Below are 15498 nucleotides of genomic sequence, written 5' to 3' on the forward strand. Positions count from 1 at the left end.
GACGACGAAGCTTCCGCCGTCGGCCCACATCACGACAACCTACCGGACATTTACGTTCATGGACGGCCTCACTGCGCCGAGAAGAACATGGTGGAGGTCGACCAGTTCAACGCGGAGCTGCGCTGGGCGAGCACCACGGCGGCGGCGCCGTCGACGGCCGGTGCGGTGGTGGGGTCGAAGGGGACGGACCGCAGACGCCCATCCGTCGCGCCGTAGACGATGTTTCCATTGACCCACGCCATCCCGCGCACGCCGGACCAGCTGAGCCCCTGGGTGGGGAGGGTGAACTCGGTGGCGCCGAGGTAGCCGCCGTCGATCTCGAAGTAGCGGTAGTACAGGGCACTGCTGCCCGACCTGGTGTAGTAGAGACGACCGTTGAGGAAGAAGGCGCCGGTCATGGCGGTGGCGTTGTACCAGTCGTTGTAGCCGGAGGCCTCCCAGGGGGCGCCGACCGTGGTGCCGTCGAACGTCGAGACGTCGATCCGGCTGCCGCTCGGGGTGCCGGAGACGGTGTGGGCCCAGTAGATGCGGTCGGCGACGCGCCAGCTGGCACCGGCACGGGTGAAGTTCGGCTGGCTGGTCGCCGTCACCGTCGCCGCGTCGACCGCGCTGCCGTCGAACGCCACCTTGCTGAGTTGGCCGTTGGCGGTGCCGAGGTAGAGGAAGCCGTCGGTGACGGTCGGCGGGTTCCGCGGCGCGACGCTGCGGCCGCCGGCGAGCGGGAACATCCCGAGGCGTCCGTGGTACTCGTTGCCCATGCCGTCGGAGTTCTGCCCGAAGTAGATGCCGTCGGACCCGCGCCAGAGCACGGGCACCGCAGAGTCCCAGTTCACGGCGCCGGGCGGCAGCGCGGCTCCCGCGGTGCGGCGGGGATTCCAGTTGAGCGGCATGCCCGTGGCGGGGTTGACCGCGCCGACGCCGAGGCGGTCGATCGCACCGTTGCCGGCCCGGTCGCTGGCGTTCGGGTTGTTCAGCCAGCGGAAGTGCCCGCCGAGGTAGACGACGCCGTCGGCCACCTCGATCGAGGTGATGGTGTCGTTGCCGGTGAAGTTGACCCACGTGGCGAGCAGGTTGCTGCCACGATCGGCGGTCTCGAACCGGACGAGCGCGTCACAGTAGGCCGCGGGCCAGCCGGCGCCGCCGTTGCTGCCGACGATGAAGTAGCTGCCGTCGGCGGAGAAGGACACGTCCTGCACGTAGTGCACGAAGGTGGTCGGCGCAGCGCACGGCGGAACGTACTTCTCCGTGCTCCAGTCGAGCAGCGTCGGCGTGCCGGAGAGGTCGACCAGCGCGAGCTGGTTCCGGGATGCCCCGTTGACCTGCATGAAGTTGCCGCCGGCAACCAGGGTCCGGCCGTCGGGGGCGACGTCGATCGTCCACACGTAGAACGCGGTGTCGTGCCGGCCGACCGTGGCGTCGACGACGAAGGTCGGGTCGATGGCGCCGGTGGAGGCGTTCACCCGGGCCAGACCCGAGTGGGCGGTGCCGTTGATCCAGGAGAAGGCGCCGGCGACGTACAGCGAGTTGCCGTGCAGAGCCAGGTCGCGCACCGTGCCGCCGTCGGACCGCCCCACCCAGCTCGCGACCGTCTGCCCGGTGGCGGGGTCGAGCGCCACGAGATTGCGCCGCGCGACGCCGTTGACGTTCTTGAACGCGCCGCCCACGATCAGGTAGCCGTTGGGGCTGACGACCAGGGTGTTGACCGCGCCGTCCAGCACCGGGGCGAAGCTCGTCGCCAGCGCCCCGGTGGTCCTGTCGTATCCGAAGAGGAAACTGCGCGGGGTCCACGTCGTCGCCGACGCCTCCTTCACCTGGGTGAAGGTGCCACCGACGTACACCACGTTGCCGATCTCGGCGAACGCGCGCACCTCGCCGTCCTTGGCGTGCGGCGTCTGGTCGGCGGGGTTGGTGGAGACCAGCCGGGCGGGGGCGGGCGCGGGGACCACGGCCGCGGACGCGGTGCCGGCCGCCATCGTCACGGCCAGAAATGACCCCGCTACGGCAAGTAGGACCGCCCGTCCACGACGGAGTCCGTGATGACGCCGAGCACGTCTGGGCATGGCGAGGCTACCTCCCGGTCGGGGATCGAACCCGCGTAGCGTGCTCCCTATCGGGATGATCTCGTAATCCACCGATCGGCCCGCGCGACTATCTCGAACACGACAATAGACGACCTTCATGACTATGCGCATTCCGCGGCGAAACGGACCGTAGCCGTACATTCGCGTTGTTTGATTCACCCTCACCGTTGCGGGCTCACCGGCTGACGCAGGTAAGGGTCGTGGCCGGCCGCGATGAACCCGCTCAGCGCCGCGGCGGTGTGCCCCAGCGTCATGTTGCAGGTCACGCTCGTGGTGGTCGAACCCGCGGAGTTGAAGTAGACCGCCGCCTTGATCTTCGGGTGGGCCTTCAGCGCCGCCGGGAACTCCTCGAACCACCGCCGCTTCGCCGACGGGTCGGCCGGATCGAAGTTCGTCCCGAACTCGGCGAGCATCCGAGGCTTGCCGGCGCCGATCCCGTTCCCGTCCAGCCACCGGTAGAACGTGCCGATCGTCGTCGCCGGGGACTTCCACGTCCTGCCGCCGTTGCAGGCGTAGAAGTTGTACGGGTCGTAGCCGACCCAGTCCACGTACGCGTCACCGGGGTAGAGCCGGGCATAGCGGTCGTAATAGCCGGACGACCCCATCACGGTCCACACCCACACCGCGTTGTCCGCGCCGGCCCGGGCGAACCGGTCGTGCACGTGCCGCCACGCGGCGACGAAGTCGGCGTCGCTCCCCTTCGCCGGCTCGTCCTCGGGCTCATGGTCGAAGCCCATGAAGACCGGCGTCCGGGTCGCCGCGATCCGCCGCGCCACGTCGTCGATCACGGCGTCGTACCGCCCGCCCGAGACGTCCCGCCACGTCAGCGTGGTGCCGGAGGAGAAGATGCGCGACTCCCAGGCGAAGAACATCAGCCGGCCCTCGGCCATCTGCGCCTTCTCGAACGCGTCCGGGAACGCCCCGTTGCTGCCGCTGTTGGAGAAGTCGTGGTACCGGTGCACGATGTCGAACCGGCGGCCGATCTGGGCCTCGATCTCGGCGACCGCCGCGCCGTGGTTCCACGATCTGGTGGCGTCGGTGGGCGAGTACATCCCCCACCACGCGCCGCAGGACGGGACGAGCGTGGCGGACACGGTCCCGCAGGCGTCCGACGGCGTCGGGCTCGGGGAGGTCGGCGCGGGCGTCGGGGCAGCCGGCGCGGGGGCCACGGTCGCCGGCGGCGCCGGCCGCACGGTGTACGTCAGCGCCAGGTGCGGCCTCAGCGTCCGGTCGCGGTACTCGGCCGACGCCCAGTAGACGCGCCGCTCGTAGCGCTCCTGCAGCAGCGCGACCGTGTACGTGCCGTTGCGGGTCACCAGCGCCGACACGTCCCACTCGTTGAAGCCCTTCGACACGCGCGGGACCGAGCCGAGCTGGGCGCCGGGCTTCGCCCGCGCCGGCCGCGCCGCACGCGCGTCGCTGGTGGAGCGGTGCGCCGTCACCTTCGCCGGGTAGGCGCTCCAGGAGTAGACGCGCAGCTTCGCCCGCACGTTGACCGCGTTCGCCGGCAGGGACGTCACGGTGAAGCGCAACAGCGCGTCCCGCCCGCCCCGCGGGTTCTTCTCACACCGCGTCGCGCAGGTGGCCAACGTGGTCTTGCGGGCGTTGTCGCCGTCCTGGACCACCGCGGTTGCGGTGGTGTCCGCGGCCGCGTAGACCCGGGTGTCGGCGGCGGACAGCGGCGGCGCCGCGCCGAGCGTGCCGGCGACGAGTGCGGCGGAGATCAGGACGATCAGTCGTCGACGACGGCCGGCGTGCGGCGCGCGGACGCGGTGCGACCTGTGCCTGCTCAACGGGAGCCCCCCTACGGCGTGCGCGTGCTGTCGCGGGGAATATCGGCACGGACGTCCCGAAGTTGACCTGCTGAGTAGATCCGAGGGGTCCCGTTGATCGTGACCTAACGGCCGGTTGCGTCGCGCTGCTCCGGCCCGGTCACCGGCACGTCCGCGAACGCGGCGACCGTGCGATCGGCGTACGCGCTGGCGTCGCCGTACTCCATGGGGCCGTCCCACTCCGACGGCAGCGGGACCGTCACGCCCGGCGCCACCCGCCGGACGATCTCGTCCAGCACGGTCTCGGCGTCGCCCACCCAGAGGTGCTTCGCGCCCGGCACCCCGACCACCTCGGCCTGCGGGACCGCGGCGAACCGCTCGCGCGCCTCCACCGGGCGCAGGTAGTCGTCGAACTCCGGAACCAGCGCCGTCAGCGGCTTGCCGGAACCCGCCCAGACGGCCAGGTCCGCCTCGGCCGAGAACCGCAGCGGCGGCGAGAGCAAGATCGCGCCGGTGACCGCCGGGTCGCAGCCGTACCTGAGGGCGAGGTCGGTGCCGAAGGACCACCCGAGCAGCCAGAGCGCGGGCAGCTCGGCGAACTCCGCGTACTCGATCGCCGCCGCGACGTCGAACCGCTCCCCCACCGCGTTGTCGAACACGCCCTCGCTGGTCCCACGCACGCTGCTGGTGCCGCGGGTGTTGAATCGCAGCACCGCGACGTCGGCGAGCGCGGGCAACCGCCACGCGGCCTTGCGGAACACGTGGCTGTCCATCATCCCGCCGTGGGTCGGCAGCGGATGCAGGCAGATCAGGGTGGCGACCGGGTCACGGTCGGCCGGCAGGGCCAGCTCGCCGACGAGGGTCAGCCCGTCGGCGGTCTGCAGCTCGATCTCCTCCCGTCGGGCGGGCAGGATCGACGCGGCGCGGATCGCAGTGCTCACGGCTCCAGTCTTTCTCGGGCGTGTCGGGTCTTTCTTTGACGTGTCGGGAGGGCTCGCCGGCGGGGTCACCCGTACCGGGGGGCGTTGCGGGAGCGCTGCACGACCGGTCCCCGCCGGTCGCGCGCCCGCCAACAGCCGCTGTGCCAGTGCCGCCGGTCGGTCAGGTCGCCGCGGCCGTCGGCCGGCCAGGCCACCACGTGCGGCACCCCGGGCCGGATCTCCTGGTCACAGCCGGGGCACCGGTACGTCTTGGTGGCGGCCGGGCCGGGAATGCCCCGCACCATCCACTCACCGTCGGTCCACGCCTGCACCCCCTGGACGCCGTGACGCACCCGGTCGACGTCCAGCGCGTCGTCGTCGGGCCGCCCCTTCCGCCCCGACGACGACGTCGACCGGGCAGGACGATTACGACGCGGACTCATGATTACCAAGAGTACGGTCCCCTGCCGCGCGACCCTGGGGTTGCGGTGCCCGGTCAGCGGCGAGTCAGCGGTGCGTGTGGTCCCGGAAGCCGCGGCCGGTCTTGCGCCCCAGGTAGCCGGCGGTCACCAGGTGCTCCAGCAGCGGCGCCGGCGCGAACCCCGGCTCGCGCAGCTCCAGGTAGAGCTCGCGCTGGATGGCCAGCGACACGTCCAGCCCCACCACGTCCAGCAGCTCGAACGGCCCCATCGGGTAGCCGCAGCCGAGCTTCATCGCGTGGTCGATGTCGTCGGCCGTGGAGTAGCTCGCCTCCAGCATCCGCACCGCGTCGTTCAGGTACGGGAAGAGCAGCGCGTTGACGATGAAGCCGGCCCGGTCGGCGCAGACCACCCCGGTCTTGCCCAGCGCGGCGCAGACGGACCGCGCGGTCGCGGTGGTCTCCGGCGAGGTGCGAATGGTCCGGACCACCTCGACCAGCGGCATGATCGGCGCCGGGTTGAAGAAGTGCAGGCCGACGACGTCGGCGGGGCGCTGCGTCGCCATCGCGACCTCCACCACCGGCAGCGACGAGGTGGTGGTGGCCAGCACCACGCCGGGCTTGCAGATGTCGTCGAGGCTGGCGAAGAGCGCCTTCTTCACGCTCAACTCCTCGACCACCGCCTCCACGACCAGGTCGACGTCGGCCAGGTGCTCCAGCGACGCCGACCAGGTCACCCGGGACAGCGCCGCGTCCCGGTCGGCCTCGCTCAGCTTGCCGCGCACGACACCCTTGTTGAGGGAGGTCTTCATCGTCTCGCACATCGTGGCGGACTTCTCCGCGCCGCGGGTCACCGAGACGACCTCGTACCCGGCCCTGGCGAACACCTCGACGATGCCGGTCGCCATCGTGCCGGAGCCGACGACGCCGACCTTGGCGATCGCGCGGGCGCCGTCGGCGAGCGCGGCGCCGTCGGCGAGCGGCGTCTGCTCATCGGGTACGACCACCGGCGACCCCGGCTTCTCGTACGTGTAGAAGCCGCGGCCGGACTTCCGGCCGAGCAACCCCGCGGTGACCATCTGCTTGAGCAGCGGCACCGGCGCGTGCCGGCGGTCGCGCCCGCCCCGCCGGTACATCGTGTCCAGGATCTCGTAGGCGGTGTCGAGCCCGATCAGGTCCATCAGCGCCAGCGGTCCCATCGGCAGCCCGCAGCCGAGCTTCATCGCCGCGTCGATGTCCTCGCGGGTCGCGTAGTGCGACTCGTACATCGCCACGGCGTGGTTGAGGTATCCGAAGAGCAGGGCGTTGGCGATGAAGCCGGCGCGGTCGTTGATGGTCACGTCGACCTTGCCGAGCCGGGCGCAGAGCGCCTCCACGTCGGCGACCACCTCGGGGGCGGTGACGACGGTGCGGACCACCTCGACCAGCTTCATCACCGGCGCGGGGTTGAAGAAGTGGATCCCGATCACCTGGTTGGGGCGGTGGGTGGCGACCGAGATCTCCGTGACGCTCAGCGACGACGTGTTGGTGGCGAGGATGGTCTCCGGCTTGCAGATGCCGTCCAGCTCGGCGAAGATCCGCTGCTTCAGGTCGAGGTGCTCGGGGACCGCCTCGATCACCAGGTCGACGTCGCGCAGCGCGGGCAGCCCGACGGCGAATGAGACCCGGCCGAGCAGCGCGTCGCGATCCTCGGCGCTCAGCTTCCCCTTGGCCACCGCCCGCCCGGTCGAGCCGGTCAGGTTGGCCCGGCCGCGCTCCAGGGCGGCGTCGCTGATCTCGACCGCGACCACGTCGATGCCGTTGCGGGCGAACACCTCGACGATGCCGGCACCCATGGTGCCCAGCCCGACCACACCGACGGTGTTGAACTCGCGCGTCACGACAGCCCCTCCGCTCGTCGACGGCGGCGGCCCCGCCGTACCGGCCGGCGACCGGATTGAACGGCCGCTAAGGTTATGCGCGAGTCTGCCACGTGGCGTGAAGATGTCGAGACGCGGTGGGAAATTTCACCTCGCTCCGCCGCGTCAGAGCAGCGGCCGCATCGCGCCCCAGCCGGTGCCGATCCGGGTCGGCCCGACGAGGCCGTTGCCGCGCCCCCGGTAGAGCAACAGGTCGGCGCTGGACTGGGCGATCCCGACAACGTCGCGGTAGCCGTCGCCGTCGAAGTCGCCGACCCCGACGAGATCACGCAGCCCGCCCCAGCCCGTGCCGATCCGGGTCCGCGGCCCGAGCGCGCGCTGCCGCCCCGGGTACAGGAACAGCGCCCCCGTCGCCCGTTCCCGCGCGAGCATATCCGGGAAGCCGTCGCGGTTGAAGTCGCCGGCCCCGACGAGCTCGTCCATCGCGTTCCACCCGCTCGTCCCCACCTGGACCCGGGCGGCGAACCCGTTGCCGCGTCCCGGATACAGGTAGAGGGCTCCGGCGGGGTCGGCGGCGAGCAGGTCGGGATAGCCGTCCCGGTCGAGATCCCCGATCGGGGTGATCTCCCGCAGGCCGTTCCAGCCCGTCCCGACCCGTACGCGGGCGCGCAGTCCCGACCCGGTGCCGGGATACAGCCATGCAGCGCCGGTCGCGGTCTCCCGGGCGAGCACGTCGCCGTGGCCGTCCCGGTCGAAGTCGCCGGGCCGGACGATCGCGTCCATGCTGTTCCAGCCGGTGCCGAGCTGCACCGGACCGGTCACCGCGGTCCCGTTGCCGGTGTACAGGTAGAGCGCGCCGGAGGACGACTGCCGGCTCAGCACGTCGGGGCGGCCGTCGCCGCTGAAGTCACCGGGCTGGTCGCCGGTGCTGTTGCGGTAGTGCGCCGTGTACGTGGCCGGCGCGGTCGGCGCGGTGATCACGTGAGTCTGCGCGCCACCGTCGGACCAGCCGCTGAAGGTGTACGTGTTGCCGCCGGCGCTCTGCGGGCTGGGGGCGCTGATCGTGTTCGTCGAGCCCTGGATGACCGTCGTGGTGAACGGGGCGGCCCCGGTCGTCGGCCCCACGCTGAGCTGCCGGCCCGCGGGCTGGCTGGCGAAGGTGAGCGTCACGGTCTTCGGATCGAGCCGGCGCACGGTCGTGCCGGTCAGCCCCTGCGCGTCCGTGGCGGTCAGCACCAGCTCCAGGTGGGACGGGTATTCGTGGTCCGGAGCGGTGAACGAGCCGTCCGCCACGCCGCTCCACTCGCGTACGAAGTGGGTGTGGCACTCGCCGGTAACGGCGCAGTGCTGCATCCGCAGCTGCCAACTCAGCGCGGAGGCCGGCAGCCGGCCCTGCTGCGGGTCTGTGGCGCTGCCGCTGAAGCTCACCTCGTCGCCGACCGCCCAGGTGAGCGACTCCGCGGGCGTCGCGATCTCGGCGGTGGGCGCGCTGTTCCCCGGCGCGATCGTCACCGTCGCGGTGTCGCTGGCGCCCAGCGTGTCGGTGACGGTGAGCTTCGCGGTGTACGAACCCTGCGCGGTGTACGTGTGCTGCGCGGTGGCGGTCGTCGCGTCCACCGTGCCGTCGTTCGTGAAGTCCCAGGCGTAGCTCAGCCGGCCCTGGTCGGCGGCGTCCGGGTCGACGGAGCCGGTGCCGTCGAACTCGACGGTCAGCGGCACCTGCCCGGCGGTGCGGTCGGCGCTGATCGCGGCGGTCGGCGGGCGGTTGCCGGCGAAGTAGCGGATCCGCCGCACCGTGCCGCCGATGTCCACGTAGTACAGCTCGCCGCCGGGGCCGACGGCCAGGTCGATGGGGCCGGCGGCGCCGGACACGAACGTCTCGACGTTGCTCGGGCTCGGCAGCCCGCCGGGTGAGCTGGGCTTCATCGCCCAGATGCAGGTGCGGCTGTAGTCGGAGAAGAACAGCGCGCCGTGGTAGGCGGCCGGGTACGGCCCGCCGACGGTCGGGTAGAAGGCGAGCCCGGCGGTGGACGAGCCGCCGCTCGGGCACGCCTCGCCGGGGACCACCTTGGCGCTGTGCTGGTACGCCCGGTAGGGGGCGGTGACGCCGCCGGCGGCGTAGAGGTTCTCGCAGATCGAGAGGTTGGCGTTGTCGTAGCTGGCCATCCGGGCCGCGCCCTCGTAGCAGGGCCAGCCGAAGTTCGTCACGCCCGAGGTCGGGGCGACCAGCCGGTTGACCTCCTCCCAGGTGCTCCAGCCGACGTCGCCGAGCCAGAGTTCGTCGGTGCCGGGCCGCACCGTGAACCGGAACGGGTTGCGCAGGCCGGTGCCGACGATCCGCCGGGTGTTCGGGTCGGCCGAGCCCATCAGCGGGTTCCCGGCCATCGCCGCGCCGGTTTCCGGGTTCAGCCGTAGCACCGTGCCGTCCAGGCCGGTGGGGTCGGCGCCCGTCCGGACGTCCTGGGAGCGCAGCGCGCCGCCCTCGGCGGCGGGCGGGGTCATCGGGCCGGCGGACCCGCCGGGCGGGTCGGCGCACGGGTTGTGCGGGCTGCCGAGCTGGCCGTAGTCGACGGCGCTGAAGCTCGCGCCGTCGCCGGCGGAGACGTACAGCGCGCCGTCGGGTCCGAAGCGCAGGTCGCCGATGGAGTGGCTGGGGAACTGCTGGCACCAGTCGTGGATCAGGGTCTGCTCGGTGCCGGACATGACGTTGCCGTCGGCGCGCAGCCGGGAGAGGCGGCCGGTGACCACGCAGTTGCCGTTGTTGGCGTTGGCGCAGACGTCGTTCCAGACCGGGGCGGTGCGGCCGGGTGGCGCGTCGTACGTGTAGAGCACGTAGACCCAGGGGTCGAGCGGGAAGTTCGGGGCGAGCGCGAGGCCGAGCAGGCCGCGGTCCCACTGGTTGTGCACGTTCGCGGAGAGGTCGGCGAAGAGGGTGGGCGTGCTGTCCGCGAGGGTGTCGAAGACCTTGATCCGACCCGCCTTCTCTGCCACGAAGACGCGGCCGTCGGGCGCGAACTCGATGTTCGTCGGCTGGGTCAGCCCCCGGAAGACGATCTGTTCCTGGAAGCCCGACGGCACCGTGGCCGCCGCGGCCGGTCGCGCGTCGGGCGACACGAGCAGCGCGGCCAGCAGCGCGCCGGCCAGTAGCGATCGGAGAACGTGACGACGGTGCGACATCCGGGCTCCCCTGCGGCAGGGCGGAACAACGGTTGCGGGCACAGCGCCACACAACGCGGCTGTCGATTGACGATCGTCACACCGTACGGGTGCCCCGCGGCGCGGGGCGTCGGGTTCACGACTGAAGGTGTCTCACGATCACAGTTGGCTCTGCTTCGGACAACTTGCGGAGGTGTCGCGAAAGCGGCTTACCGGCTGCAACCCAGCAGTTCCGGAGAATGCGCCCCACACCGATCGTGACGACCCTGCCGGGAGATCCCGGGAGATCGCGCGAACGGGACCTTACCCACCAGTAGCATTCGGGTCTACACTCGGCCGAAACCGCACGCCCGTGGAGGAGCGATCCGATGACGGCTGTCCATGCCCCCGGAGTGCCGGTGATCGAAGACGGCGAACTCGTCTCGACGCATCCGGCGACGGGCGCCGAGGCGGGGCGCTTCGCGGTGGCCGACGCCGACGACGTGCGGCGCAGCGTCGCGCGCGGCGCGGAGGCGGCGCGGTGGTGGGCCGGGCTCGGGCACGCCGGCCGCCGCCAGCGGCTGCTGCGGTGGCGGGCGCTGATCGCCAACCGGCTGACCGAGATCGCCGAGCTGATCAACCGTGAGGGCGGCAAGCCGGTCGCGGACGGCATCGTCGAGACGACCGCCGCGATCGAGCACATCGACTGGGCGGCCCGGAACGCGCGGCGCGTGCTCGGTCCCCGCCGGGTGCGGTCCCGGCTCGTGCTCGCGGAGTTCTCCGCCCACCTCGAATACCAGCCGTACGGCGTGGTCGGGGTGATCGGGCCGTGGAACTACCCGGTGGTGACGCCGCTCGGCTCGATCGCGTACGCGCTGGCCGCCGGCAACGCGGTGGTCTTCAAGCCCAGCGAGTACACCCCCGCGGTCGGCCAGTGGCTCGCCGACACCTTCGCCGAGGTCGTGCCCGAGCACCCCGTGCTGCAGGTGGTGCACGGCCTGGGCGACGTCGGGGCCGCGCTCTGCCGCTCCGGGGTCGCCAAGGTCGCGTTCACCGGCTCCACCGCCACGGGCAAGAAGGTGATGGCGGCCTGCGCCGAGACGCTGACCCCGGTGCTGATCGAGGCCGGCGGCAAGGACGCGATGATCGTCGACGCCGACGCGAATCTGGACGCCGCCGCCGAGGCGTGCGTCTGGGGCGGGCTGATGAACGCCGGGCAGACCTGCATCGGCATCGAGCGGGTCTACGCCGTCGAGCCGGTCTACGACGCCTTCCTGGCGAAGGTTGTGGAGCGGGCGCAACGGCTCACCGTCGGCGACGGACCCGAGGCGCAGATCGGCCCGATCACCATGCCGAGCCAGATCGAGATCATCCGCCGGCACATCGACGACGCGGTCGCCCGCGGCGGCCGGGCGGTGCTCGGCGGGCCGGACGCGGTACGCCCGCCGTACGTGCACCCGACGATCCTGGTCGACGTGCCCGAGGACGCCGCGGCCGTCCGCGAGGAGACCTTCGGTCCCACCCTGACCGTCAAGAAGGTGCGCGACGCCGACGAGGCGGTGACGCTCGCCAACGCGCTGCCGTACGGGTTGGGGGGCTCCGTCTTCGGCCGGCGCCGCGCGATGGCGATCGCCCGGCGGCTGCGCTCCGGCATGGCCGCGGTGAACTCGACCATCACCTTCGTCGGGATGTCGACGCTGCCGTTCGGCGGGGTCGGCGACTCGGGCTTCGGGCGGATCCACGGCGACGACGGGCTGCGCGAGTTCGGCCGGGCGAAGGCGATCACGAAGCGGCGCGGGCCGTCGCTGCTGCCCGCGATGACCTTCGAGCGCACGCCGAAGCAGGTGGGCCTGATCGCCAGGACCATCAAGATGCTCTACGGCCGGGGGTGAGCCGGCGCGGGCGGCGTCAGAAGAGGGTGAGCTCGTCGCGCTCGATGCCGCGCAGCTTGTCGTAGTCGACGACGACGCAGCGGATGCCGCGGTCCTCCGCGAGCACCCGCGCCTGGGGCTTGATTTCCTGCGCCGCGAAGACGCCGGCGACCGGCGCGAGCAGCGGGTCGCGGTTGAGCAGCTCCAGGTACCGGGTCAGCTGCTCGACGCCGTCGATCTCGCCGCGCCGCTTCACCTCCACCGCCACCGTGGCGTTCGCGCCGTCCCGGCAGAGCAGGTCGACCGGCCCGATCGCGGTCATGTACTCCCGCCGGACCAGCGTGAAGCCGTCGCCGAGCGCGGTCGGGTTGGCGGCGAGCAGCTCCTGCAGGTGCGCCTCGACGCCGTCCTTGCGCAGGCCCGGGTCCACCCCCAGCTCGTACGACGTGTCCTGGAAGATCTCCTCCAGGGTGATCCGTAGCTCCTCGCCGGCCTTGTTCACCACCCGCCACACACCGGGCGCCTCCTCCATGCGGCACGGCGGGCTCATCCAGTTGAGCGGCTTGTACGCGCGGTCATCGGCGTGGATGGAGACGGAGCCGTCCGCCTTGACCATCAGCAGCCGGGTGGCCAGCGGCAGGTGCGCCGAGAGTCGTCCCACGTAGTCCACCGAGCATCGGGCAATCACCAACCGCATCCGACGAGGGTAACGGAGCCGGCGACCGGCTCGAACGGCGCGGTTGGCGCGGCGGTCCGATCCTGATTGACGTGCTTTGCGATCCTGGTGGACGTGCTTGAAGCGCTCACCGGCTCCGGCCTGGCCGCATCGGCCGGGCTCAACGCGTACATTCCGCTGCTCACCATGGGGCTGCTCGCCCGCTACACCGATCTGATGCAGCTGCCCGCCGGCTGGCAGTGGCTCGGCGACGGCTGGGTCATCGCGATCCTGGCGCTGCTGTTGGCGGTCGAGGTCGTCGCCGACAAGGTGCCGGTGGTGGACCACGTCAACGACATGGTCCAGACCTTCGTCCGGCCGACCGCGGGCGGTCTCGCCTTCGGGGCGGGGTCGAGCGCCGAGACCGTGACGGTCAGCGACCCCGGGCAGTTCTTCTCCTCCAACCAGTGGGTGCCGATCGCGATCGGCGTGGTCATCGCGCTCGCCGTGCACGGCGTGAAGTCCGCCGCCCGACCTGTGATCAATGCGACGACCGCGGGCTTCGGCGCGCCGGTGGCGAGCACCGCCGAGGACGCCACCAGCGTGCTCGTCTCGGTCCTGGCGATCGTGCTGCCGGTGCTGGTGCTGGTCTTCCTGCTCGGCTTCGTGCTCGTGGTGCCGTGGACGCTGCGGCGCCGCCGGGAACGCAAGCGGGAGCGGCAGGCCGCGCGGGCGGCGGGATTCCGGGTGTGACCGGTCAGGCGGTGAGGCCGTTGGCCTCCCGGACGACGGTCACCAGATCGTCGACGATGCCGGTCAGCGCGAAGTCCTTCGGCGTGAACACCCGGGCGACGCCGGCCGCGCGCAGCGCTTCGGCGTCGCCCGCCGGGATGATGCCCCCGACCACCACCGGCAGGTCGGGACGCCCGGCCGCCCGCAACCCGTCGAGTACGGCTGGCACGGCCGCCAGATGCGAGCCGGAGAGCACCGAGAGCCCGACCAGGTCCACGTCCTCCTCCACGGCGGCGGCGACGATCTGCCCGGCGGTGAGCCGGATCCCCTGGTAGATCACCTCGAAGCCGGCGTCGCGGGCGCGGACCGCGATCTGCTCGGCGCCGTTGGAATGCCCGTCCAGCCCCGGCTTGCCGACCAGCAGCCGCAACCGTCCGCTGCCCAGCTCCGCCGCCGTCCGACGGACTCGTTCGCGCACCGCCGCCAGCGAGGAGTCCCCGCTCACCCCGGCGTTGCCGGCCAGCCCGGTCGGCGCACGGTACTCCCCGAAGACCTCGCGGAGCGCCCCCGCCCACTCCCCCGTGGTGACGCCGGCGCGCACACAGTCCAGTGTGGCCGGCATCAGGTTGACCGACGGGTCGGCGGCGTCGGCGCGCAGGCGCGCGAGGGCGGCGTCGACCGCGGCCGCGTCGCGCGTCGCCCGCCACTCGCGGACGGACTCGATGGCGGCCGCCTCCACCGCCGGGTCGACCTGCTCGACGGCCTCGGCCCCGGCGGCGGTCAGCGGGGACGGCTCGGTCTCGACGAACCGGTTCACCCCGACCACCACGTCGGTGCCGTCCTCCATCCGGCGGCGCCGGTCGGCGAGCGAGGCGACCAGCGCGCTCTTGAGGTAGCCGGTCTCCACCGCGGCGACCACGCCGCCCAGCTCCAGGATCTTCGTCAGCTCGGTGCGCGCGCCGTCCACGATGGAGTCGACGAGCGCCTCGACGACGTGCGAGCCGTCGAAGAGGTCCGGGTATTCCAGCAGGTCCGACTCGTACGCGAGCACCTGCTGCATCCGCAGCGACCACTGCTGGTCCCATGGGCGCGGCAGGCCGAGCGCCTCGTTCCAGGCGGGCAGCTGCACGGCGCGGGCGCGGGCGTTGCGCGAGAGCGTGACGCCGAGCATCTCCAGCACGATGCGCTGGATGTTGTTCTCCGGCTGCGCCTCGGTCAGCCCGAGGGAGTTGACCTGGACGCCGTACCGGAACCGGCGCTGCTTGGCGTTCGTGACGCCGTACCGCTCCCGCGTGATCTCGTCCCAGAGCGCCGCGAAGGCGCGCATCTTCGCCATCTCCTCGACGAACCGCACGCCCGCGTTGACGAAGAAGGAGATCCGCTGCACCACGTCGCCGAGCCGGTCCGCGGGCACCTGGCCCGAGTCGCGTACGGCGTCGAGCACCGCCACCGCGGTCGCCAGGGCGAACCCGACCTCCTGCACCGGGGTCGCCCCCGCCTCCTGCAGGTGGTACGAGCAGATGTTGACCGGGTTCCACTTCGGCATGTGCACGACGGTGTGCGCGATGACGTCGGCGGTGAGCCGCAGCGAGGCCGCGGGCGGGAAGATGTACGTCCCGCGGGAGAGGTACTCCTTGACGATGTCGTTCTGCGTGGTGCCGGCGAACGTCTCCGGCGCCCCACCCTGCTCCGCCCCGACCGTGGCGTAGAGGGCGAGCAGCCACATCGCGGGCGCGTTGATCGTCATCGAGGTGTTCATCTCGGCGAGCGGGATGCCGTCGAAGAGCGCCCGCGCGTGGCCGAGGTGCGCCACCGGCACCCCCACCCGCCCGACCTCGCCGGCGGCGAGCGCGTGGTCGGGGTCGTACCCGGTCTGGGTGGGCAGGTCGAAGGCGACCGACAGCCCGGTCTGCCCCTTGGCCAGGTTGCGGCGGAACAGCGCGTTGGTCGCGGCCGCCGACGAGTGGCCGGCGTACGTCCGCATCACCCATGGCCGGTCGCGTTCGGGGAGACGGATCTGGAGCGCCTTCTCGTCCATGTCCGGAGTCTAAGTTA

At 72.0% G+C, this 15498-nt stretch carries 10 protein-coding genes; 2 read left to right on the plus strand and 8 right to left on the minus strand.

Features of this window, described 5'->3' with window-relative positions; all coding sequences use genetic code 11:
- Positions 1 to 68 precede the first annotated feature (68 nt).
- From BLW47_RS09630 to BLW47_RS09655, 6 genes are all read right to left on the minus strand, one after another.
- A complete protein-coding gene (locus tag BLW47_RS09630; protein ID WP_245736598.1) occupies positions 69 to 1973 on the minus strand; it encodes a WD40 repeat domain-containing protein in 1905 nt (634 codons plus the stop codon).
- 269 nt (positions 1974 to 2242) lie between these two features.
- Entirely contained in the window at positions 2243 to 3874 is a 1632-nt protein-coding gene (locus BLW47_RS09635) for a CBM96 family carbohydrate-binding protein (RefSeq protein WP_091554743.1), read from the minus strand.
- A 104-nt stretch (positions 3875 to 3978) separates the two neighbouring features.
- A complete protein-coding gene (locus tag BLW47_RS09640; RefSeq protein WP_091554744.1) occupies positions 3979 to 4794 on the minus strand; it encodes an alpha/beta hydrolase in 816 nt (271 codons plus the stop codon).
- Positions 4795 to 4859: 65 nt separating this feature from the next.
- Positions 4860 to 5216: a hypothetical protein gene (locus tag BLW47_RS09645; protein WP_425435376.1), complete on the minus strand. Its 357-nt coding sequence runs from the start codon at positions 5214 to 5216 to the stop codon at positions 4860 to 4862.
- A gap of 64 nt (positions 5217 to 5280) precedes the next feature.
- Positions 5281 to 7071 carry a 3-hydroxyacyl-CoA dehydrogenase family protein gene (locus BLW47_RS09650; protein WP_091554746.1) on the minus strand — a complete coding sequence of 597 codons (1791 nt, stop codon included), beginning with the start codon at positions 7069 to 7071 and terminating at the stop codon, positions 5281 to 5283.
- Between the two features lie 144 nt (positions 7072 to 7215).
- On the minus strand, positions 7216 to 10227 hold the full coding sequence (locus BLW47_RS09655) for a PQQ-dependent sugar dehydrogenase (RefSeq protein ID WP_091554747.1): 3012 nt from the start codon (positions 10225 to 10227) through the stop codon (positions 7216 to 7218).
- A 347-nt stretch (positions 10228 to 10574) separates the two neighbouring features.
- Between BLW47_RS09655 and BLW47_RS09660 the strand changes: the two genes are divergently transcribed.
- Entirely contained in the window at positions 10575 to 12077 is a 1503-nt protein-coding gene (locus tag BLW47_RS09660) for an aldehyde dehydrogenase family protein (RefSeq protein ID WP_091554749.1), read from the plus strand.
- Between the two features lie 16 nt (positions 12078 to 12093).
- On the opposite strand, the gene nucS is transcribed toward BLW47_RS09660, so the two are convergent.
- Positions 12094 to 12753, minus strand: a complete 660-nt coding sequence (nucS, locus tag BLW47_RS09665) for an endonuclease NucS (protein ID WP_091554751.1) — start codon at positions 12751 to 12753, stop codon at positions 12094 to 12096.
- 93 nt (positions 12754 to 12846) lie between these two features.
- On the opposite strand from nucS, the gene BLW47_RS09670 reads away from it, so the two are divergent.
- On the plus strand, positions 12847 to 13464 hold the full coding sequence (locus BLW47_RS09670; RefSeq protein ID WP_091555702.1) for a DUF4126 domain-containing protein: 618 nt from the start codon (positions 12847 to 12849) through the stop codon (positions 13462 to 13464).
- Positions 13465 to 13468: 4 nt separating this feature from the next.
- On the opposite strand, the gene BLW47_RS09675 is transcribed toward BLW47_RS09670, so the two are convergent.
- Positions 13469 to 15481 carry a protein meaA gene (locus BLW47_RS09675; protein WP_091554753.1) on the minus strand — a complete coding sequence of 671 codons (2013 nt, stop codon included), beginning with the start codon at positions 15479 to 15481 and terminating at the stop codon, positions 13469 to 13471.
- Positions 15482 to 15498 lie beyond the last annotated feature (17 nt).

The sequence above is a fragment of the Micromonospora pattaloongensis genome, from assembly GCF_900107255.1.
Classification (GTDB): Bacteria; Actinomycetota; Actinomycetes; order Mycobacteriales; family Micromonosporaceae; genus Micromonospora_I; species Micromonospora_I pattaloongensis.